21 protein-coding genes are annotated in these 21,866 nt (G+C 31.7%); 14 read left to right on the top strand and 7 right to left on the bottom strand.

What is annotated here, in order from left to right; genetic code table 11:
- Positions 1-5 precede the first annotated feature (5 nt).
- From glmS to SLH33_RS06925, 3 genes are read right to left on the bottom strand one after another with little or no spacing between them, the layout of a single operon-like run.
- On the bottom strand, positions 6-1,862 hold the full coding sequence (glmS, locus tag SLH33_RS06935) for a glutamine--fructose-6-phosphate transaminase (isomerizing) (RefSeq protein ID WP_320418357.1): 1,857 nt from the start codon (positions 1,860-1,862) through the stop codon (positions 6-8).
- Positions 1,863-1,882: 20 nt separating this feature from the next.
- Positions 1,883-3,421 (bottom strand): DUF4270 family protein, encoded by a 1,539-nt coding sequence (locus SLH33_RS06930; RefSeq protein ID WP_320418356.1) that lies wholly within the window; start codon positions 3,419-3,421, stop codon positions 1,883-1,885.
- A gap of 14 nt (positions 3,422-3,435) precedes the next feature.
- Positions 3,436-4,257, bottom strand: a complete 822-nt coding sequence (locus tag SLH33_RS06925) for a glycogen/starch synthase (protein WP_320418355.1) — start codon at positions 4,255-4,257, stop codon at positions 3,436-3,438.
- A gap of 96 nt (positions 4,258-4,353) precedes the next feature.
- Here SLH33_RS06925 and panC point away from each other — a divergent pair, with 96 nt between their 5' ends.
- The 4 genes from panC to radA all read left to right on the top strand — a co-directional run bounded on the left by panC (position 4,354) and on the right by radA (position 8,136).
- The gene (gene panC, locus SLH33_RS06920) at positions 4,354-5,205 is read left to right on the top strand and encodes a pantoate--beta-alanine ligase (RefSeq protein WP_320418354.1); all 852 of its coding nucleotides are present in this window, start codon (positions 4,354-4,356) and stop codon (positions 5,203-5,205) included.
- Positions 5,206-5,249: 44 nt separating this feature from the next.
- On the top strand, positions 5,250-5,600 hold the full coding sequence (panD, locus tag SLH33_RS06915) for an aspartate 1-decarboxylase (protein WP_028891458.1): 351 nt from the start codon (positions 5,250-5,252) through the stop codon (positions 5,598-5,600).
- A gap of 1 nt (position 5,601) precedes the next feature.
- Positions 5,602-6,558, top strand: a complete 957-nt coding sequence (locus tag SLH33_RS06910; RefSeq protein ID WP_320418353.1) for a lysylphosphatidylglycerol synthase transmembrane domain-containing protein — start codon at positions 5,602-5,604, stop codon at positions 6,556-6,558.
- 219 nt (positions 6,559-6,777) lie between these two features.
- On the top strand, positions 6,778-8,136 hold the full coding sequence (gene radA / locus SLH33_RS06905) for a DNA repair protein RadA (RefSeq protein ID WP_320418352.1): 1,359 nt from the start codon (positions 6,778-6,780) through the stop codon (positions 8,134-8,136).
- A gap of 9 nt (positions 8,137-8,145) precedes the next feature.
- On the opposite strand, the gene SLH33_RS06900 is transcribed toward radA, so the two are convergent.
- The 3 genes from SLH33_RS06900 to SLH33_RS06890 form a co-directional block, all read right to left on the bottom strand.
- Entirely contained in the window at positions 8,146-10,335 is a 2,190-nt protein-coding gene (locus SLH33_RS06900) for a transglycosylase domain-containing protein (RefSeq protein WP_320418351.1), read from the bottom strand.
- 132 nt (positions 10,336-10,467) lie between these two features.
- On the bottom strand, positions 10,468-11,217 hold the full coding sequence (locus SLH33_RS06895; RefSeq protein WP_320418350.1) for a uroporphyrinogen-III synthase: 750 nt from the start codon (positions 11,215-11,217) through the stop codon (positions 10,468-10,470).
- An 11-nt stretch (positions 11,218-11,228) separates the two neighbouring features.
- A complete protein-coding gene (locus tag SLH33_RS06890; protein WP_320418349.1) occupies positions 11,229-11,867 on the bottom strand; it encodes a DUF4271 domain-containing protein in 639 nt (212 codons plus the stop codon).
- Between the two features lie 85 nt (positions 11,868-11,952).
- On the opposite strand from SLH33_RS06890, the gene SLH33_RS06885 reads away from it, so the two are divergent.
- The 4 genes from SLH33_RS06885 (at position 11,953) to SLH33_RS06870 (ending at position 14,969) form a co-directional block, all read left to right on the top strand.
- Positions 11,953-12,672 carry a polyprenol monophosphomannose synthase gene (locus SLH33_RS06885; RefSeq protein ID WP_320418348.1) on the top strand — a complete coding sequence of 240 codons (720 nt, stop codon included), beginning with the start codon at positions 11,953-11,955 and terminating at the stop codon, positions 12,670-12,672.
- Between the two features lies 1 nt (position 12,673).
- Complete coding sequence (locus tag SLH33_RS06880; protein WP_320418347.1) at positions 12,674-13,138, top strand: GNAT family N-acetyltransferase; 465 nt, start codon at positions 12,674-12,676, stop codon at positions 13,136-13,138.
- Position 13,139: 1 nt separating this feature from the next.
- Positions 13,140-14,480, top strand: coding sequence for a dihydroorotase (locus tag SLH33_RS06875; protein WP_320418346.1), 1,341 nt, complete (start codon positions 13,140-13,142; stop codon positions 14,478-14,480).
- Between the two features lie 81 nt (positions 14,481-14,561).
- Positions 14,562-14,969: a DUF4296 domain-containing protein gene (locus SLH33_RS06870; RefSeq protein ID WP_320418345.1), complete on the top strand. Its 408-nt coding sequence runs from the start codon at positions 14,562-14,564 to the stop codon at positions 14,967-14,969.
- Here the strand turns inward: SLH33_RS06870 and SLH33_RS06865 are convergent, their stop codons facing one another.
- The gene (locus tag SLH33_RS06865) at positions 14,970-15,974 is read right to left on the bottom strand and encodes an SDR family oxidoreductase (RefSeq protein WP_320418344.1); all 1,005 of its coding nucleotides are present in this window, start codon (positions 15,972-15,974) and stop codon (positions 14,970-14,972) included.
- A 62-nt stretch (positions 15,975-16,036) separates the two neighbouring features.
- Here SLH33_RS06865 and tyrS point away from each other — a divergent pair, with 62 nt between their 5' ends.
- The 6 genes from tyrS (at position 16,037) to SLH33_RS06835 (ending at position 21,724) form a co-directional block, all read left to right on the top strand.
- Positions 16,037-17,341: a tyrosine--tRNA ligase gene (gene tyrS / locus SLH33_RS06860; protein ID WP_320418343.1), complete on the top strand. Its 1,305-nt coding sequence runs from the start codon at positions 16,037-16,039 to the stop codon at positions 17,339-17,341.
- A gap of 387 nt (positions 17,342-17,728) precedes the next feature.
- Positions 17,729-18,106: a hypothetical protein gene (locus tag SLH33_RS06855; protein WP_320418342.1), complete on the top strand. Its 378-nt coding sequence runs from the start codon at positions 17,729-17,731 to the stop codon at positions 18,104-18,106.
- 113 nt (positions 18,107-18,219) lie between these two features.
- Complete coding sequence (locus SLH33_RS06850) at positions 18,220-19,041, top strand: MbnP family protein (protein ID WP_320418341.1); 822 nt, start codon at positions 18,220-18,222, stop codon at positions 19,039-19,041.
- Positions 19,042-19,100: 59 nt separating this feature from the next.
- On the top strand, positions 19,101-20,138 hold the full coding sequence (locus tag SLH33_RS06845; protein ID WP_320418340.1) for a cytochrome-c peroxidase: 1,038 nt from the start codon (positions 19,101-19,103) through the stop codon (positions 20,136-20,138).
- Entirely contained in the window at positions 20,101-21,096 is a 996-nt protein-coding gene (locus SLH33_RS06840) for a transporter (RefSeq protein WP_320418339.1), read from the top strand. Before SLH33_RS06845 ends, SLH33_RS06840 begins: the two co-directional genes overlap by 38 nt.
- Before the next feature lie 85 nt (positions 21,097-21,181).
- Entirely contained in the window at positions 21,182-21,724 is a 543-nt protein-coding gene (locus SLH33_RS06835) for a DUF2911 domain-containing protein (protein ID WP_320418338.1), read from the top strand.
- Positions 21,725-21,866 lie beyond the last annotated feature (142 nt).

The raw sequence follows: 21,866 nt of genomic DNA, 5'->3' as shown, positions 1-21,866 counted from the left end.
TTCAATTACTCTACAGTAACTGATTTTGCTAAGTTTCTTGGCTGGTCTACATTCTTACCCAACATTACCGCAATATGATACGATAATAATTGTAATGGAATAGTTGTTAATAATGGTGTAAATGCTTCTTCTGTTTCAGGAATTTCAATTACATGATCTGCAATTTCCTTAACAGTTGTATCACCTTCAGTAACAATAGCTACAATTTTACCACTACGTGATTTAATTTCTTGAATATTACTTACTACTTTTTCGTAATGACCTTTACGAGTTGCAATAACAAAAACAGGCATGTTTTCATCAATCAAAGCAATAGGTCCATGTTTCATTTCCGCAGCAGGATATCCTTCTGCGTGAATGTATGAAATCTCTTTTAACTTCAATGCGCCTTCTAAAGCTACTGGGAAATTAAATCCGCGACCTAAGTACAAACAGTTCTTAGAATCCTTATATACATCAGCAATTTCTTGTACTTGCGGATCCGTTTTTAACAACTTCTCCACTTGTGCAGGAATTTGCTGCATCGTTTGTAAATAGGTATTTACTGCAGATTTAGATAAAGTTCCTTTTGCTTGCGCTAGCTTTAAAGAAATTAAAGAAAGTAAGGTGATTTGAGTAGTAAATGCTTTGGTAGAAGCCACACCAATTTCAGGTCCTGCATGAGTATAAGCCCCAGCATGTGTTTCTCTAGCAATAGAGGAACCTACAACGTTACATATACCAAATACAAACGCTCCTTTTGATTTTGCTAATTTAATAGCGGCCAACGTATCAGCGGTTTCACCAGATTGAGAAATAGCAATAACCACATCTTTTGAAGTGATAATCGGATTTCTATATCTAAATTCTGATGCATACTCTACCTCTACAGGTATACGTGCTAAATCTTCAATTAAGTACTCACCTACTAATCCAGCATGCCATGAAGTACCGCAAGCAACGATAAGAATTCTGTCAGCATTTAAAAATTTAGATAAATTATCGTCAACACCTGCCATTCGAATGATTCCTTCATCCGGAAGCATTCTTCCTCTAAATGTATCTATTATAGCTTTTGGTTGCTCGTAAATTTCTTTCAGCATAAAGTGATCAAACCCTCCTTTTTCAATTTGATCTAAGCTTAATTGAAGTTCTTGAATATTAGTATCAATTAGTTTATCACTATCTATTTTACGAACACGAATTTCTCTTCCTTTTTTAATAATAGCTAGTTCTCCATCTTCAAGATAAATGGCATCTTTAGTATACTCTATAAAAGGTGATGCATCAGAAGCTACAAAAAACTCTTCATTATTTTTTCCTACACCAATAGCAATAGGGCTCCCTAAACGTGCCACTACTAATTCATTTGGTTTGGTTTTATCAAAAACAGCAATTGCGTAAGCACCAATTACATTGGTTAATGCTAATTGAACAGCTTTACCCAATTTACAGCCTTCTGTTTTTTTAATTTCTTCAATTAGGTTAACTAGTACTTCTGTGTCCGTGTCACTTTGAAATTCATAACCACGAGAAATGAGTTCTTTTTTAAGAGTATCATAATTTTCTATAATTCCATTATGAACAATTACTAAATCTCCAGATTGAGAAAAGTGAGGGTGCGAATTAACATCGTTTGGAACTCCATGAGTTGCCCAACGCGTATGACCTATTCCTATTTTTCCTTCTTTTCTTTTTTCATCATTGTTAATGATTACTTCTAAATCAGAAACTTTACCTTTAGTTTTTGATAGGTGCATAGATTTTCCATCATACATCATAACTCCAGCACTATCATAACCTCTATATTCTAATCGCTTTAATCCATTAATAACGATAGGATATGCTTCTCTTTCTCCTATATAGCCTGCGATTCCGCACATAACAATATTGTTTTATTTCTTTAATTTTCTTCTGTATACGAAATAATTAATTTCGCTCTTTTTTCTCCGTTTGCTGGTAAGTGATTTAATAATCTAACCGATCTTGGATTCCAATTATATGTTTTTACAATAGTATCTAATGCATTATTAGATACTGGAGAATCTGTATCAACATTGTAAACTTTTATTCTTAAAGGTGGGTTATACTCTTTTTCTCCACTTAGTAAATCAGAAACGTAGTCTCCTATCCTTATTTCATATTTCTCTGGGTTTTCATCAGAGTCATATTGCAAATTACCACCAAAGAATGAAGACTCTGAGTATGAATCTTTAATCTGAGAGTCTGATGCATCTTCATTATACTTATAAGCAAATAGTCTTAAAGGGATATCTTTTGTTTCACTTGACTGATCTATATAAAAAGATAATAACGCATCGTTAATAAGCCAATTTTTTGCTCTTAACTCTTGAAGTTTAGCTTGGTCTAGAATTTTAATTTCAGCCACGGTTCCTGCTGTACCTTGAATAACAAAGTTATTTGTAGGTGTTGCAGAAGTTGGGTTTGTCATTTTATAATGACTGTTTTTCACACCAGATAAAGGAAATGAATAACTAGATATTATACTGTCTTTATATACAGTAGGTGCTTGAGGAGTTTCTCTTTCAAAGCGAGTAATGTTGTATAAAAATTCTATAGTTGCATTATTGTTTCCTGATAATGAAAAAGGGACTAAAGCTCCGTCTTCTCCTTCTGCTTTTAAAATTACCCCTCTAAAATAATCATCAAAAGCTTCTTTTGATTCAAACTCTGGATCATTAAACTTATCCCAAAACAATTCTTTCATTTTATCTATGCTTAAAGGAATAACTAAAAAGGGAGTATTGTTGGTGTGTGTAACTGTATCTTTAAAAGTAATATTATTACTTAATGTTCTTTCAAACTCAAAGAAAGTACTATGTGAGTTTGGTTTAAATGACGAACTTGAAGCTTCATTGAGCATTTCTTCTTCTATGTAATCCGTATTTGATAAATAACTATTTGTTTTAGAAGGATCTTCTGGGTTTAAGCTATTCAAATAAGTTCCATTTCTGTAAACGCTTAAAGATGTTTCAATATTAGTGTTTCCTAGAATAGAATCTAGTCTAAATTGTGGGTCTCCGTTATCATCATCTCCTAAACTTGTTGCTGTATAAGGTATTTTCAATATAACTTTATCAAGCCTATATATTGAATCAATACTATCTAAAGTAGAAACTTCTGCGTTTTTAAGGTTTGATAAGTAACCGACTTGACTAACTATTGAAGCTTCTATCTTTTTAGCTCCATCTTTTTTATAAACACCTAAAAGATATTCTCCTAAAGTTCCAAGCTTAATATTATCAGCTCTTACAGCCTCAACATCTACTGGATTTATGACAATATCTATAGTATCTTTATTTGTATTAAACTCATCATTCTTAATAACATTATTTCCTATATCTCTAAAATCTTTTTCACAGGAAATCATTGATGCAAAAGACAATGCAATTACACCTAAATAAGCTATTTTTTTAATCATTTGTAATCCCTAAATTATACGTTTTCTAACTCTAAAACCTCTTGTTTGTAAAAATTTAAATGAGCTTCATTTAAAAGTTCTTCATCTTGAAATTCTAAAACTTTTACTTTACTGTTTTTTATAAAATCTTCAAGCTCTTCAGCATATGATGCACTTCCTTTTATGATTGCATCAGAGTTTTCTATAGCACTTTTTAAAATATTGATATGGTTAGGGTCTTTTAAAACTGTTGTTTTTTTCTCAACTATTTTATCAAATTTCACTTTATTTACCAGTTCATTATTTAAAGCACCATCAAACTCATTATTATATAACGAAGTTACAATTTTACTTTCTGCAAATAATGGCTCTTCTTTATAATATTCTCTTAAATAAAGAGGCAAAAGTGAAGCCATCCATCCATGCACATGAATAATATCTGGCGCCCAATTTAATTTTTTTACGGTTTCTACTACTCCTTTAGCAAAGAATATCATTCTCTCGTCGTTGTCATTAAACAATTGATCATCTTCATCGGTATACATAGCTTTACGCTTAAAATACTCATCATTGTCTATAAAATAAACCTGCATTCTTTCTTTAGGAATAGAAGCCACTTTAATTATCAAAGGCATATCCATATCGTTGATAATTAAATTCATACCCGACAAACGAATCACCTCATGAAGCTGATGTCTTCTTTCGTTTATAACACCAAAACGGGGCATAAAAATACGGGTTTGAACTCCTTTAGAATGCGCAAATCTTGCAACATTAAATGCGGTAGATGATAACTCTGTTTCTGGTAAGTAAGGAACTACTTCTGAAGAAACATACAATATTCTCTTATCCTTCATTAAATCGAACTCTTTTTGTAAAGATGCAAAAGTACGAAATTTTATGCTAAAATCCTGTTAAATTGCTAATTTTGCATTCAATTTAAGAGATCGCTAATGAAAATATTTCAATCAAAATCCGAACTTAAAAAATATATATCACATTTAAAAAGTGATAAAAAAACAATCGGATTTGTACCCACAATGGGAGCTTTACATCAAGGACATTTATCACTTGTAAAAAAAGCAAAAGATAAAAATGATGTAGCAGTTGTTAGCATTTTTGTAAATCCAACGCAGTTTGATAATAAAGAAGATTTAGAAAAATATCCAAAAACACTTGAAAATGATATTAAACTGTTGGAAAGTGTAAATTGTGATGTATTATATGCGCCTACGGCGGATGATGTGTACGATGGAAATGTCAAGTCTGAATCATTTGATTTTGATGGTTTAGAACATCAAATGGAAGGAAAATTCCGTGACGGTCATTTTGATGGTGTAGGAACTATCGTAAAAGCATTGTTTGAAATTGTAACACCAGATGTTGGATATTTTGGTAAAAAGGATTTTCAGCAATTACAAATCATCAAAAAGATGGTTGAAAAGCATAATCTTCCTGTAAAAATAAAAGGAATGCCAATTTTTAGAGAAGAAGATGGATTAGCAATGAGTTCTCGAAACACACGGTTAACAAAAGAACATCGAGAAGCTGCACCATTTATTTATAAAACCTTAAAAAAGGCCAGAAAAAAATTTGGTACAAAAAATGCTAAAGAAGTAGTGGCTTGGGTAGAAAAAAAGTTCAAAAAGCATCCGTTATTAGAGCTTGAATACTTTACCATTGCCAACGAAGCAACGTTACAACCAATCGAAAACGCTGAACCAAACAAAAAATATCGCGCTTTCATTGCTGTGTACGCAGGCGACATTCGTTTGATTGATAATATCCGCTTCAAAAACAATTAACAAAAACTAAAAGATAAATTCTTTAAAAACAGTATTTTTGCAACATGTTAGTACAAGTAGTAAAATCTAAAATTCACCGTGTTAAAGTAACTAACGCGGATTTAAATTACATAGGAAGCATCACCATTGATGAAGATTTGATGGATGCTGCCGGAATTATTGAAGGAGAGCGAGTTCAAATCGTGAACAACAATAATGGAGAGCGTTTAGAAACGTATGCAATTCCTGGCCCACGTAAAAGTGGAGAGATCACTTTAAATGGTGCTGCGGCACGTAGAGTACAAAAAGGAGATGTATTAATTCTAATTGTATATGCCTTCATGGAATTAGAAGAAGCAAAAAAATTCAAACCACAGTTAGTATTCCCTAACGAAGAAAACAACTTGTTAGAATAGTTTGAGTTCACCAGCAAAAAAAATCATTAAAACCATATTACCTCTCGCTTTGGGAGGTTTTTTAGTATGGTATTCTATATCAAAAATTTCTATAGAAACCTTACTGCAGTATTTTAAAAATGCCAATTATTGGTGGATAGCACTCGGGTTATTCTTCGGAATTTTAAGTCACCTTTCTCGTGCTTATCGATGGAAATTTTTACTGGAACCTATGGGTTATAAGCCTGATTTTGGTAACAGCACCATGGCAGTTTTGGTAGCGTATTTAGTTAATTTAACAGTACCTAGAGCAGGAGAAGTATCAAGAGCCGCTGTAATGACTAATTATGAAGGTATTTCGTTTGAAAAAGGCTTCGGAACCATAGTTGCCGAACGTATTGCTGATTTAATAATGATGCTTATCATTATTAGTTTTACCTTATTAATTCAGTTCGATTTTATTTACGAATTGCTTACCAAAAATTTTAATCCATATAAAATTATTATTGCTTTGGTAGTTTTAATCATCGGATTTTTTATTTTTTCTCATTTTGTTAGAAGCGCAGAATCAGGCTTTTTGTTTAAAATCAAAACATTTGTAAGCGGTTTAATAGAAGGAGCCACCAGTATTTTCAAGATGAAAAACAAGTGGGCTTTCATTTTCCACACAGTTTTCATTTGGTTAATGTATGTGGCTATGTTTTGGGCAACAGTCCCTGCAATTGAGAACTTGCAAGTTCCGTTTGGAGCGGTGTTAATCGGATTTATTGCAGGCGGATTTAGTATTGCGGCTACCAATGGCGGAATTGGCTTGTATCCTGTTGCAGTTGCCGGAGCTTTTGCATTATTCAATATTCCCGAAGAACCTGCCAACGCTTTTGGTTGGATTATGTGGACTGCTCAAACTGCAATGATTATCATTTTTGGAGGATTATCTTTTCTATTCCTTCCTATTTACAATAAAAATAAAAGCAATTAGGGCGTTTTCCTTTCCTGAAACAAGTTCAGGACAAGCGGGTCGCGCTTTTCGCACTCGCTTTTTGCGTTGCAAAAGAGCTTAAACAAATGCCTCAATCACTAACGCAAATTTACTTTAAGGTCAAAAACAAAATCATCAACTTATATTATCAATTAATGTATTTTTGTTTATGAAGTTAACCTTTAAACATTTTAACTTTAAACTTTTCAAATAATATTTATGGCTAAAACCAAAACCACTTTTTTCTGTCAAAACTGCGGAACGCAACATGCGCAATGGGTAGGGCAATGCAATACTTGTAAACAATGGAATACTATTGTAGAAGAAGTTATTCAAAAAGAAGAAAAAAGAAATTGGAAACAGTCAGAAACTGCAAAAAAAGTATCCAAACCACTTCGTGTTGAAGAAATTGAACTAAATCCGGAAGAGCGAATTAAAACCAATAATGCTGAATTAGACAATGTTTTAGGTGGCGGATTGGTAAAAGGTTCAGTTACGTTATTAGGCGGTGAACCTGGTATCGGTAAATCAACATTATTGTTGCAAGTAGCCTTGAATATCAGTCAAAAAGTATTGTATGTTTCGGGTGAGGAAAGTCAGTCGCAAATAAAAATGCGAGCAGAACGATTAAATGCTCAAAACTCAAATTGTTTAATTCTAACAGAAACCAATACGCAACAGGTTTTTAAAAATATTGAAGATGTTCAGCCAGATGTATTGGTAATTGACTCTATTCAAACCTTACACACCAATTCTATCGAGGCATCACCGGGAAGTATTTCTCAAATCAGAGAAACATCCGCAGAATTGATAAAATTTGCAAAAGAAACCGCAACTCCGGTATTGTTAATTGGCCATATCAATAAAGAAGGACATATTGCAGGACCTAAGATTTTAGAACACATGGTAGATGTGGTGTTGCAGTTTGAAGGTGACCGTAATCATACTTACCGAATTTTACGTTCACAAAAAAACCGTTTTGGGTCTACAGCTGAATTAGGTATTTATGAAATGCTTTCAAACGGATTACGACAGGTTTCCAATCCATCAGAAATATTAATTTCTAAAAAAGATGCTGATTTAAGCGGAACTGCGATTGCCTCAACCTTAGAAGGTGTTCGCCCGTTAATGATAGAAATTCAAGCACTGGTTTCAACTGCTGTTTATGGAACGCCTCAGCGTACCACCACAGGATATAATTTAAAGCGTTTGCACATGATTTTAGCGGTGTTAGAAAAACGAGCGGGTTTTAAATTAGGCGCTAAGGATGTGTTTTTAAACATTACAGGAGGAATTCATGTAGATGATCCTGCAATTGATTTGGCAGTGGTTGCCGCTATTTTATCGTCGAATCAAGATATAGCTATCAATCCGAATGTGTGTTTTGCTGCTGAGGTTGGTTTAGCAGGTGAAATCCGTCCGGTTTCAAAAATAGAACAACGTATAAACGAAGCAGAAAAATTAGGGTATAAAACATTCGTAACTTCCAAATACAATAAAATCACCAGTAAAAATCATACAATTAAATTGATTTTAGTGGGTAAAATTGAAGAAGCTTTTGCAACCTTATTTGCTTAAAGTTACCTTTTATTTCCTTTTCTCTTTCTTTTTAAAAAGTCGATTAAAAAAACCTTTGATCCCTTTTTCTCTGTAAGGAGGACAATTGATTGATGAAGAAATTTCTTCAGGAATATCAAAAGAGGTTAGGTATTCTTTTTTTAGTTCAGGATCTTTTTCTATTTCTTTCAGAATAGTAGCAATAATTGGTAACGCTAACGACGAACCAGAACCATTTCCACTGTTAAAATGAATGGTGTTTTTAGTGTTTCCAACCCATGTTCCCAAAACAATATTCGGTGTGTATGCCATAAACCAAGCGTTGGTATAATTTTGTGCAGTACCTGTTTTACTTGCTAACGGACTTATAATTTTATAAGTATTCCTTATTTTAGAAGAAGTTCCTTGTTCAACTGCTTTTTGCAAAATAGTTGTAATTGTTTGAGCGCTTTCTTTAGTAAAAACTCTTTCAGTTTCTGGCTCTTCACTTTCATAAATGATATTACCTTCCTTATCGGTAATTTTACTGATCATGTATAAATCTCTTATTTCACCATCATTGGCAAAGGTACCATAAGCTCTTGTAGCTTCATAAAGCGAAACGTCAAGAGTTCCTAAGGCAACAGAGGGTGTATTATCAGTAATTTCTGGAAATTTTAAGTTTCTGCATGATTCTGCTAACCACTCTTTTTCTAACTTAAAATAAAGATTAACACTAGGGATGTTCATAGATTGAATCAATGCATACCATAATGCCACTTTTTTATCAGGAGTTGAAGTATGATCAGCGTTTTCAGGTTTCCAATTTTCGTACTCTTTATACGTTTTTTCCTCGTTTTCAAAATAATCACAAGGTGAAATTTTATTTTCTAAAGCGGTAGCATATAAAAAAGGCTTAAAAGCCGAGGCTATTTGACGATGCGACAATACCATGTCAAAAGGAAGAGTTGTAAAATTATTACCCCCAACCCAACTGATAATTGCTCCGTTCTTCGGATTCGTAACCAATACAGAGGCATTTAACATTTTTGCATAGTGCCAAAGACTGTCAATTTTGTTTCCTGTAATGGTTTTTGTACTGTCCCAATCAAACAACTTCATAGTCCTGTTTTGTTTATCTTCAGCTGAAAACTCTTGTCCTTTTAACCATTTGTTTTTTAAAATCTTTGATTGTAGCTCCTTGTCTAATTGCTTTTGTTTGATAATCAGCTGTTCTTTGGCTGCTTTTTCAGCAATTTTTTGAATGTTGAAGTTTAAGGTTGTGTGTATTTTTAAACCATCAGTTTCTAAATTATAATTGCTGTTGGTTGTTTCGTTTATGGTTTTTACAATTTCATCAGTTTTCTTTTTAACTTGATATGCAAAATAACCCGCAGAAGCATTCGTTTCTAGGTTTTTGTAAGAAAGTGTAATCGGTAATTTTTGTAAACTATCTTTGGATTTGTTGCTTAAATAAGCTTCATTGTTCATTAATTGAAGAACGGTGTTTCGGCGTTTTTTAGCGTTTTCTGGATATAACCTCGGATTGTAAAAAGTATTAGCCTTTAAAATACCTATCAGAACAGCCGATTCTTCAATGTTTAACTCATTCACTGACTTATTGAAAAATCGATTAGCAGCAGATTCTATTCCGAAATTATTTTCGCCAAAAGGAACCGAATTCAAATACAATAACAAAATTTCATCTTTGTTGTACAAGGTTTCCATTCTACGCGCTATAATAAGCTCCTTAATCTTATTAATAGGCATGCTTAAAAACCCATGATATTGTCTTCCGTAGAGGTTTTTAATCAATTGTTGTGTAATGGTACTTCCACCGCCACCAGAGGCATCTTGCATTAAAATACTCCTAAAAAATACTCTAGCATAACTTTGACCATCATAACCGTTATGAGAATAAAAACGCTTGTCTTCTGTAGCAATCAAAGCATCTTTTAGATGTTGAGGGATTTGTTCTAGCTTAACATTGGTTCGGTTTTCCGCAAAAATCTTCCCAATAATAACATCATCAGAAGAATAAATTAAAGATGCTTCTTCATTAATGATAGAAGTTAAATTTTCTTTATTAGGTAATTTACCAAACAATTCAAAATATACTGATAAGAATAGTAAGAATATTAAAAGAAGTCCGAAAAGAAATAATCCTGTTATGTATTTTAATAAAAGGGTTGCATTCTCTTTTTTGAAAAGCTTATGTTGGGTTTCCTTCAATGTTTTCATTATGCTATACAACTATTTTTTTCTGATAAAATTGTGAAAATTATCAACGTTGTTTGTAAAAACAAACATAGTTAATAAAATAAAAACCCTTGCTAAGTTGCAAGGGTTTGGTTTATAGGTTTTGAAAATAGGTTATTTCTTTCCGTTTACGTCTTTAATATATTTTTCTAAAGCCATAGTCATAGAAGGTGTTTCTGGGGTTGGCGCAGCAATATCTACACGCAAACCTCTTTCTTCAACAGCTTTCACAGTTGAATTACCAAACACAGCAATACGAGTGTTGTTTTGCTTAAAGTCTGGGAAGTTTTGAAACAAACTATCAATTCCAGATGGACTAAAAAACACTAAAATATCATAAAAAACATTCTCCAAATCCGATAAGTCACTTACCACTGTTCTGTATAAATCCGCTCTAGTCCAGTTTACCTTTAATTTATCTAATTCAACAGGAATTTCTGGCTTTAGTTTATCTGATGATGGTAATAAAAACTTCTCGTCTTTATGTTTTTTAATAATGGTTGTTAATTCAGGAAATGTACGTGTACCTACATATATTTTACGCTTACGATATACTACATATTTTTGTAAATAGTATGCTACTGCTTCAGATTGACAGAAGTATTTTAAATCATCAGGCACAGTATATCGCATTTCTTCAGCAATTCTAAAAAAATGATCTACTGCATTTCTACTGGTTAAAATAATAGCTGTGTAATTTTTCAAGTCAATTTTTTGTGCGCGAACTTCCTTAACCGGAATACCTTCTACGTGTATAAATGAACGAAAATCAACCTTTACTTTTTGCTTTTCAGCCAGATCAAAATACGGTGAAGTCTCTGTTTTTGGTTCTGGTTGAGATACTAAAATAGTTTTAACTTTCATAAAACTTTTTTTTATTTAGTTATTGTTTTATAGAGGATTAACAAAGGTGCTAATTCGAGAGTGCAAAAGTACAAAATAAAATAAAACAACTTATGAAAGACTATTTTTTTATTATTAAAAAGAATTAAAAGCCCTCTAAAGGCAAATAATATAAGAACAAGAACAATAAGAATACTTGTGTTTTTCAACCAATATTGATGAACTATTAAAACAGGAAACAACCAAAGACAAAGAGTATATAAATAACCGTTTTTAGTAAATAAAAAATATCTAGTATAATCTTCAATATCTAATACAAATGCAAATAGTTGATGTAATCCTGTTTTTACAGAAAAATAAATTGCTGTTCCTCCTAAAATACCTAAAAAGACCAAAAAATTTTGTTGAAATCCAAAATAAGGAAGTATCAAATAGCCTGTTAAAGAGATAGTAATGATACTAAACGCAAACAAAACAGCATGAAAAGGAGTGAAAATTGATGGATTTTCTTCTGCCTTTTTTTCAATAAAACCTTGGGTAAAAAAAGCAATAGCGTACCCTAACAAATGTTGGGGTTTAAATAATTTCATTAAAGCCAACAAAATACCACCCACAATAAAAGTTAGGGTAATCCAATCATTCGTTAAAAAATTACGTTCAATAATTTCCATTGAGTAATTACAGGGGCTTGTCAATTAACACAAAATTAGTAATAATTTAGTGTATCTTTGTTCAACTTTTTGAAGAAATATATTTATGTCTGATACGCTAGTTATAATTCCAACCTATAACGAAAAAGAAAATATCGAAGCAATTATCAAAGCTACTTTTAATCAAAAAAAAGAGTTTGATATATTAATTGTAGATGATAATTCTCCTGATGGCACTGCTAATATTGTAGAAAAATTGCAACTACAATTTCCCAATCGATTACATATTGAAAAAAGACAAGGTAAAAATGGATTAGGAACAGCATACATTCACGGATTTAAATGGGCACTAGCTAAAGAATATGAGTATATTATTGAAATGGATGCCGATTTTTCTCACAATCCAAACGATTTAGTGCGTTTATACAATGCCTGTAAAAACGAAGGAGCAGATGTTTCGGTAGGGTCAAGATATTCGGTTGGTGTAAATGTAGTTAACTGGCCAATGCGTAGAGTTTTACTATCGTATTTTGCATCTAAATATGTGCGATTTATTACTGGAATTCCGGTGCACGATACCACAGCCGGTTTTGTATGCTGGAGCAGAAAAGTTTTAGAAACCATTAAGCTTGATAAAATTAAGTTTGTAGGATACGCTTTTCAAATAGAAATGAAGTTTAAAGCTTGGAAACACGGATTCAATATTAAAGAGGTTTCTGTGGTTTTTACAGATAGAACACTAGGAGAATCTAAAATGAGTGGTTCTATAGTTTCTGAGGCTTTGTTTGGAGTTATTAAAATGAGATTAAAAGGGCTGCCAAAATAATATGGACATAGTAACTAGACCTGCTAAAATAGAAGAATTAGAAACCTTATTAAAGTTTGAGCAAGGAATTATTGAATATGAACGCCAATTTGATGATGCATTAAAAGACGAACACTTTCATTATTATGATTTAAAAACTTATATCTCATCAGAAAATGCAGAAGTAGTTGTTGCTGTTGATAATGACCAATTAATAGGTTCTGGTTACGGTAGAATTGTAAATTCAAAATCTTTCCATAAGCATTCTAAACATGTGTATGTAGGTTTTATGTTTGTAAAACCTGAGTATAGAGGTAAAGGAGTTAGTGGTAAAATTTTAGAGGCTTTAAAAAATTGGGCTACATCTAAAAATATATACGAAATGAAATTAGATGTTTATGCAGATAATGTATCAGCACTTAATGCCTATGAAAAGTTTGGTTTTAAAAAGGATTTAATAAATATGCGTTTAAAAATTTCAGAATAAAATGTCAAAATCATATCTTATAAAAAACGCAAAAATTGTTAATGAAAACAAGGTCTTTACAGGCGATGTTTTGATTGAAGGAGAATTCATTTCAAAAATTGCAGAAGAAATTCAGCCATCGAAAGATTTTGAAATGATCAATGCAGAAGGAAAATATTTAATTCCGGGAATGATTGATGACCAAGTGCATTTTCGTGAACCGGGTTTAACACATAAAGCAAATATTGCTACCGAAAGTAAAGCTGCCATTGCAGGTGGTATTACATCGTTTATAGAAATGCCGAATACGGTTCCGCAAGCAACAACTCAAAAATTATTAGAAGACAAGTTTGAAATAGCAAGCAAAACATCATACGCTAACTATTCGTTTATGTTTGGTGGAACCAATGATAATTTAGAGGAATTACTTAAAACAAATCCGAAAAATGTTGCGGGGATTAAGTTGTTTTTAGGTTCTTCAACAGGAAACATGTTGGTTGATGATCAAGAAGTTTTAGAAAAGATCTTCTCTTCAACTAAAATGCTGATTTCTGTTCATTGTGAAGACGAGCAAACCATCCGAAGAAATACAGAAAAATTCAAAGCTGAATATGGAGATGATATTCCGGTGAAGCTTCACCCGATTATCAGAAGTGAGGAAGCTTGTTATTTATCATCATCAAAAGCCATTGAGTTAGCTAAAAAAACAGGAGCCAGATTGCATGTTTTTCATTTGTCTACGGAAAAAGAAACACATTTATTTAGAAATGATATTCCGTTAGAAGAAAAACAAATCACCGCCGAAGTTTGTGTGCATCATTTATGGTTTACAGATGCTGATTATGATAAAAAAGGCACGCTTATTAAGTGGAATCCTGCAGTAAAAACACAAAAAGATAAAGACGGACTTTGGAAAGCTTTATTAGATGATAGAATTGATATTATTGCTACCGATCATGCTCCGCATACATTAGAAGAGAAAGCAAATGTATATACAAAAGCACCAAGTGGTGGTCCGTTAGTTCAACACGCAGTTACAGCTATTTTTGAAAAGGTAAAAGAAGGAATAATTTCTGTTGAAAAAGCAGTAGAAAAAATGAGCCATAATCCTGCTAAAATCTTCAAAATTGAAAAAAGAGGATTTATAAAAGAAGGGTTTTATGCAGATTTGGTGTTGATTGATGCTGAAAATCCATGGACGGTTTCTAAAGAAAATGTACTGTATAAATGTGGTTGGTCTCCTTTTGAAGGAACTGAGTTTTCATCAAAGATTACACATACATTCATCAATGGAAACTTGATGTATAACAACGGAGAGTTTAACGAAGAGATTAAAGGAAAAAGATTAGCATTTAATAGATAAATGAGGGTTTTAGGTTATATATTTTTAGTTTTTTTAATGGTTTCTTGTACCAGTAATACTATTTATGAGAAGCCAAAAAATTTGATTCCAAAAGATTCAATGATTGCTTTGTTAACAGACATGTACATTGCTTCTTCAGCTAAAAATACTAAGAACATATACTTACAAAGAAATGTAAATTACATGGCCTTTGTATATGAAAAGTATAAAATAGATAGTACGCGTTTTGATGCTAGCAACACTTATTATACTTCAAAAATACAAGAGTATAATGACTTAATTAGTGAGGTAAAAAAGAGATTGGACAAAAAACATACATTTTATCAACTAAAATTAGATAGTTTAGATTCTATCAAAAGGCATGAAAAACTAAAAACTCCTTTAAAATCAGATTCTATAAAAAAAGTTGTTTCAAACTCAAAATTAAAAGATAGTATTAGAAGTTTTACATTAGATAAAAAATTAAAGCGTCCAATACAAAAACAGTAATTACAACAAAAACTCTTCACAAGTTTTCTTAATAACCATATCAATGCTTTCAAATTTAAAATTGAGAGCATTTTTTATTTTTTCAGAGGAATAAAATTCTTTTTTATGAGATGATCTTGCAGAGTTTTTGGTAAGTAGAGGTTCTTTTCCAGTAATTTTTGTTAACAACCAATCAACTCTCCAAAAAATAGAAGTTGCAATTTTTCCGATTTTTATCGAAGGTCTTTTTTTACCAAAAACATCAGCTATACTAAAGAAAATTTCTTTAAATGATTTGTTTTCAGACACTAAAACGAAACGTTCATTTTTTATATCTGATTTAGTTAACTCAATCATCGCTTTTACAACATCTCTTACACCCACAAACCCCGTTATTCCTTCCGTGTAAAACTTAAATCCGTTATAAACCTGAGTAAACATTTTACCAGAGCCTTCGTTAAAAAAACCACTTCCTAAAATTACTCCCGGATTAACAATTACAACATCAATTCCCTCTTGACTTCCTCTCCAAATTTCCATTTCGGCACCATATTTTGTAATTGAATATCCATGACTTTCTCCTGTATCTGCCCATTCATTTTCTTCGGTAATAATATTACCGTTAATAGCATCTCCAACCGCAGCAATAGAACTTACAAAACAGAGTTTTTTAACTTTTGTATCAATAGAAAAATTAACAATGTTAGCTGTTCCTTCAATATTTACTTGTCGCATTTTACGGTAATCTTTCGGATCAAAAGATACTAGTGCAGCACAATGGTAAACGTATTCTATCTCATTAGAAAATACAATTTCTAAAGAAGGAACATCTGTAATATCTGCTTTTATCCATTCAATTTTTGAAAATTGGTTTTCAAAATCATCAGTATAATAAGAAAATACTTTTTTTACTTTTTGAAGTTTTTCTTCAGATCTAAAAATAGCACGGACAGTCTCATTTTCCTTGACTAAATGATACAATAAATGAGATCCTACCAATCCTGTTCCTCCGGTAACTAAAATCATGCAACGAAAATAGAATTTTTTAGTTGATAAATGTATCTTTGTGGCTCTAAAAACAAAGACAAATGACCAAGAATTTAGTAGAAGAATTACGTTGGAGAGGTATGATTCATGATATGATGCCTGGAACCGAAGAGCAATTACAAAAAGAAATGACAGCTGCTTATATAGGTTTTGATCCAACGTCTGATTCGTTACATATTGGTAGTTTAGTGCCCATTATTTTGTTGGTACACATTGAAAAAGCAGGCCATAAACCCATTGCATTGGTGGGTGGAGCAACTGGTATGATTGGTGATCCATCTGGAAAATCAGATGAGAGAAACCTGTTAAATGAAGAGGCTCTAGCAAAGAATGTTGAGGGAATTAAAAGAACCTTAGGTCGCTTTTTAGATTTTGATAACGGTTCTAAAAACTCACCCATCTTAGTGAATAACTATGATTGGATGAAAAAGTTTTCGTTCATTGAGTTTGCTCGTGATGTAGGTAAACGTATCACGGTAAATTACATGATGGCAAAAGATTCTGTAAAAAAGCGTATTTCAGGAGAAAGTGGAAGCGGAATGAGCTTTACAGAGTTCACGTATCAATTAATTCAAGGGTACGATTTTTATCACTTGTATAAAAACTTTGATTGTAAGCTTCAAATGGGAGGTTCAGATCAGTGGGGAAATATTACTACTGGAACTGAATTGGTAAGAAGAATGACCGATGAAGATGATGCTAAGGCATACGCAATGACGTGTCCGTTAATTACCAAAGCAGATGGTTCTAAATTCGGGAAGTCTGAGGGAGGAAATGTTTGGTTAGATGCAGATAAAACTTCTGTGTATAAATTTTATCAGTTCTGGTTAAATACTTCGGATGAAGATGCAGAAAAGTATATTAAAATATTTACGTTTTTAGATAAAGAAACTATTGATTCTTTGATTGCAGAACATAAAGATGCACCACATGTACGTGTTTTACAAAAGAGATTAGCTGAAGAGGTAACTACTTTTGTACATTCAAAAGAAGAATTAGAAAAAGCAATTGCAGCGTCTAATATTTTATTTGGAAAATCAACTGCTGATGATTTAAAGAACTTAGATGAACAAACATTTTTAGATGTGTTTGAAGGAGTTCCACAAGCAACTGTTTCTTCCGAAGATATTAAAGAAGGTTTGGATATGATTGGAGCTTTAGCAGCAAAAACAAACTTTTTAAAGTCTAATGGAGATGCTCGTAGAGCATTAAAAGAGAATTCGATTTCTGTTAACAAAGAAAAGATTAAAGAAGATTACGTTATTACAGCATCAGATTTAATAGCTGATAAATATGTGTTATTACAAAGAGGAAAGAAAAACTATTTCTTACTTCAAGTAAGTTAATAAGCATATAACAAAAAAATCCTTGGCACTTGTCAAGGATTTTTGCATTTAATATATAAACTAGCTTTATGAAACGGCTTTAAATTCGTAGGTTAAAGGGCAGCGCTTACAATTTATACCTTTCTTCTTGTATTTATTACAACACTTCGATTTGGGTTTTAAACAACTAGCAGTACAAGAAGTACTACAAGAAGAACTTTGCTCTGAAAGTGAAACGATAGGGGTAACTTTTTTATTTTCAGGGGTATAAAATATAATCATAACCAAAAAATCTGGTGCAAATATACTGTTTTATTTAGAATAAATTAAAATAAGAAAACAGATATTTATCATGTTAGTATTGATGCATTAAACAGTATCTTTGCAAACGATTAAAAACATCTGTTTTTGAAACAAAAAATAGGCATATTTCTACTTGTGTGGTTGTACATGATTGCCATGTTACGCCCCATAGCTCCTTTTGTAGAGTATGCTATTAATTACGATTATATTTCTAAAGTGTTGTGTATTAACAAAGACAAACCAGAATTAGAATGTAATGGTAAGTGTCATTTAATGAAAGAATTAAAAAAACAACAGGAAGATGATTTTAAATCACTTCGAATTTCTATGGAAGAATATCCTGTTGGATTCATTTCTCTTTTAAGTCTAATTAATACAAAAACATTAGAGAATTACACTTCTAACAATTCATTCTTTTATTCAGATAATTACTCGTACTTAGATGTAAAGTCTGTTTTCCATCCACCCAATTTTTCATTTTAAATAACGGTCTTCTGATTACTTAAAATCAGAAAAATAAATTCAAAAAATTAATAATTGCTTTGATGGTTTGGTGTATACCATAACCATCAAAACAGAATACAGTATAAATTAAAATGAAAAAAATATTTAGTTTATTGGCAATTACTATTGCCTTTACTTTCATGTCTTGTAGTGATGATGAAGCATCAGAAAAATTAGAAGGAAACAACATGGTTTCTATTGAATTTGACAATTCTTTTAATGGAGACGATTTAATCTTAGGAAGCACTTATGTAAATGGTAACGAAGAAACATTAAAAATTTCGGCATTCGATTACATTGTAAGCAACTTTGTTTTGGTTACTGAAACTGGTGAAGAGTATGTATATCCAAAAGAAAAAAGCTATTTTATAATTAGCGAAGGAGGACAAACCATAGCTGGGGCCAATAAAACAAAGAATGTTAAAGTAATGCTAGAAAATGTTCCTGCCGGAAATTACACTAAAATTAAATTTGGAATTGGAGTAGATCAAGAAAGGTATACTCAAGGTCAAGCAGCACAAGAAGACTTTTGGACCAAAGCAGAAAATTATGCACTAACTTGGAGCTGGCAAGCGGGCTATAAATTTGTTGTTTTAGAAGGTGATTTCACTTCAGAAACACAAGTTGATGAATTACCTTTCAAATTACATATTGCAAGTAGAGGAACTGCTGTAGATCTTTATAAAGAAGTTGAATTAGGAATGAATGTTGCTTTAGTTAGTAGCAATAAATCTCCTCAAATTCATATTGTTGTAGACGCTAACAAAATGTTAGACGGAGCTCAAAAAATTAATCTTTCTGAAGAAGAATCTATTATGGGTGGTGATAAAGCTGCCATAATTGCTGATAATAACATAGATATGTTTACTGTACATCATGTACATAATGGTGATGGAAGCCAACAACATAATTAAAAAATAATATAACCCTAGCAGAATTTTTTTGCTAGGGTTATTGTCTTATACTTTTAAAAATGAGAAATACAGCATTTTTTATAGGTGTGTTGTTGCTTTTAATTGGTTGTAATAGTAAAAAAGATGTTTACACAAATATGCCTTTGGCATTTGAAAAACCAAGTAATTTCCCTGAAATTCAGTATAACTTAGAGAAAAATATTATAACTGAAAAAGGTTTTGAACTTGGTAAAAAATTATTTTTCGATGGCAAACTATCTTCAGACGGAGTTGTTTCATGCTCTTTCTGTCATCAGCAACAATTTGCATTTACACACCACGGACATCAATTTAGCCATGGTGTTGATAACAAACAAGGTTTCAGAAACTCTCAACCTATACAAAACATGGCTTTTCAAAAAGAATTTGCATGGGATGGGGCTACATTTCATCTTGATTTGTTTCCTATTATCCCAATTACCAATCCAGATGAAATGGGAGAAACCGTTGGTAATGTACTTGAAAAGCTACAAGAAGATATAGATTATCAAAATTTATATGCTTTAGCTTTTGAAGATGGTAAAATAAATACAGAAAACACATTTAAAGCCTTATCACAATTTATGTTGATGATGGTTTCTGCAAATTCTAAATACGATAAGTATGTTAGAAATGAAAACGATGTAACTTTTAGTGTGCAGGAAAAAGAAGGACTGGAAATTTTTAAAAATAAATGTTCTGTTTGTCATACAACAGATTTGTTTACAGACGATGCTTTTAGAAATAATGGTTTACCAGTAAACGTAGAGATCAATGATTTAGGGAGAATGCGAGTTACGCTTATAGAAGAGGATAAATATAAATTTAAAGTACCTAGTCTTAGAAATGTGGCTTTAACAGCTCCTTATATGCATGATGGTCGTTTTGGCTCATTAGAATCTGTATTGAATTTTTATTCAAACGGGGTTCAAGAAACTGAAAATTTAGATCCTATCCTTAAAAACTCAGATGGCTCAACCGGTATTAATCTTACTTCCGAAGAAAAACAAAGTTTAATTGCTTTTTTAAAAACCTTAACCGATGAAGAATTTATTAATGATGAACGATTTAAAGAATAATAAACCAATATTTCTGATGTTTTTCTTGATTTTTTCAATAAAAACAATAGCAATCAATCCGTTTCCATCAGATTATAGATTGTTTTTAGAGGATTGTGATGCTTGTGGTTGTAGTAATAACGGAGGTAGCCTAGGAATGGGCGGAGTTATTGACAATAATTTTATTGGAGTTAGATATTTGTATCAAAAGTATGTGTCAAAAGATGGAATATTTTCTAACTCGCCTGAAATAAATGAGTTTTTTAATACAACTCAAGTTTGGTCTAAAATTCCAATTAATGAAAAAATTGAAATACAGGCATTTATTCCTTTTCATTTTCATAGTAGAGAATATATTGATAGAACTACCTCAATAAGTGGTTTAGGTGATATTAGTTTATTTGCAAATTATGTAGTAATAAACAAACAAAGTGGTAATTACAATGAAGAAACTGATAAAGTTTCCTCTACAAATCATTTATTAAAAATTGGAGGAGGAATTAAGCTTCCAACTGGTAAATATAATGAGGAAATTAGCAATTCTATTAACCCAAGTTTTCAATTAGGAACAGGAAGTGTTGATTATATAGCAAATTTACAATACATCTATAAGTACAATTCTTTCGGAATTAATAATTACATAAACTATTACTATAAAACAGCTAATAGTAAAGATTACAAATTTGGTAATCAGTTTAATTTTAACAGTACTTTTTTTTATGTTTTAAAAGATGCTAAAAAACGAGCATTTGTTCCATCATTAGGGTTTTCAGGTGAATTTTATGAAAAAAATGAAGTGTTTAATTTACCAGAAAGCAATACAGAAGGATATGCACTATTTACATCTTTAGGAATTGAGTATAACACAAAAAATATAACCGTAGGTACTCAAACTATTTTTCCCATACAGCAAAGTTTAGCAAAAGATGTTATAAAAGTAAAATATCGCTCTAGTATTTATATAAATTATAATTTTTAAAAATTTATTTTTTACGATATTTTTAGTGTTTCTTTAAGTATAGATTAATACTTTTGAAAGTAATATAACCTACAAACCCCTTAAAATGAAAAGATCAATTGTAACAATTATAGTTTTTGTAGTAGCTTTATTAGCAACAAATTCAGTAAACGCACAAAAATTCTCGAATTTAGACAAAAGCCCTATGGATGCAGCTTCATACCCGGCAAGTTACCGAGTATCAGATAAAGTTGTAAAAGTAATTTACAGTCGCCCACAATTAAAAGGAAGACAATTAAGTAAATTAGCCCGTAACGGTAAAGTTTGGCGTACAGGAGCCAATGAAGCAACAGAAGTGGTTTTTTATAAAGATGTAGTTTTTGGCGGGAAAGAAGTGAAAGCAGGAACATATACCATGTTTACCATTCCTGGTGAAACAGAATGGACTATCATTTTAAATACTGCACAAAATGTGTGGGGATCGTATATGTATAACGACAAAGAAGATGTGGTACGTGTTACAGGAAAAGTTTCTAAAGCAGCGGAAGCTATTGAAGCATTTTCAATTGTATTTGATGGAGAAGATGCCAGTTTTAACATGCATCTAGGATGGGGAAACACTGTAGTTTCCGTTCCGGTAAAAGGATAAAAATGTAAATCAAATCAATATCAAGTCCCGATAGGTTCGGTTGCTGAGCGAAGTCGATGCAAAAACCTATCGGGACTTTTCTTTTTCATAAGAATAAACGTAAATTTGCCACTTCAAAATTAGTGTCATTGCGAACTGCTAC

The organism is Tenacibaculum sp. IB213877 (assembly GCF_034043975.1).
GTDB lineage: Bacteria > Bacteroidota > Bacteroidia > Flavobacteriales > Flavobacteriaceae > Polaribacter.
This window is presented reverse-complemented; position numbering and strand designations above follow the sequence as displayed.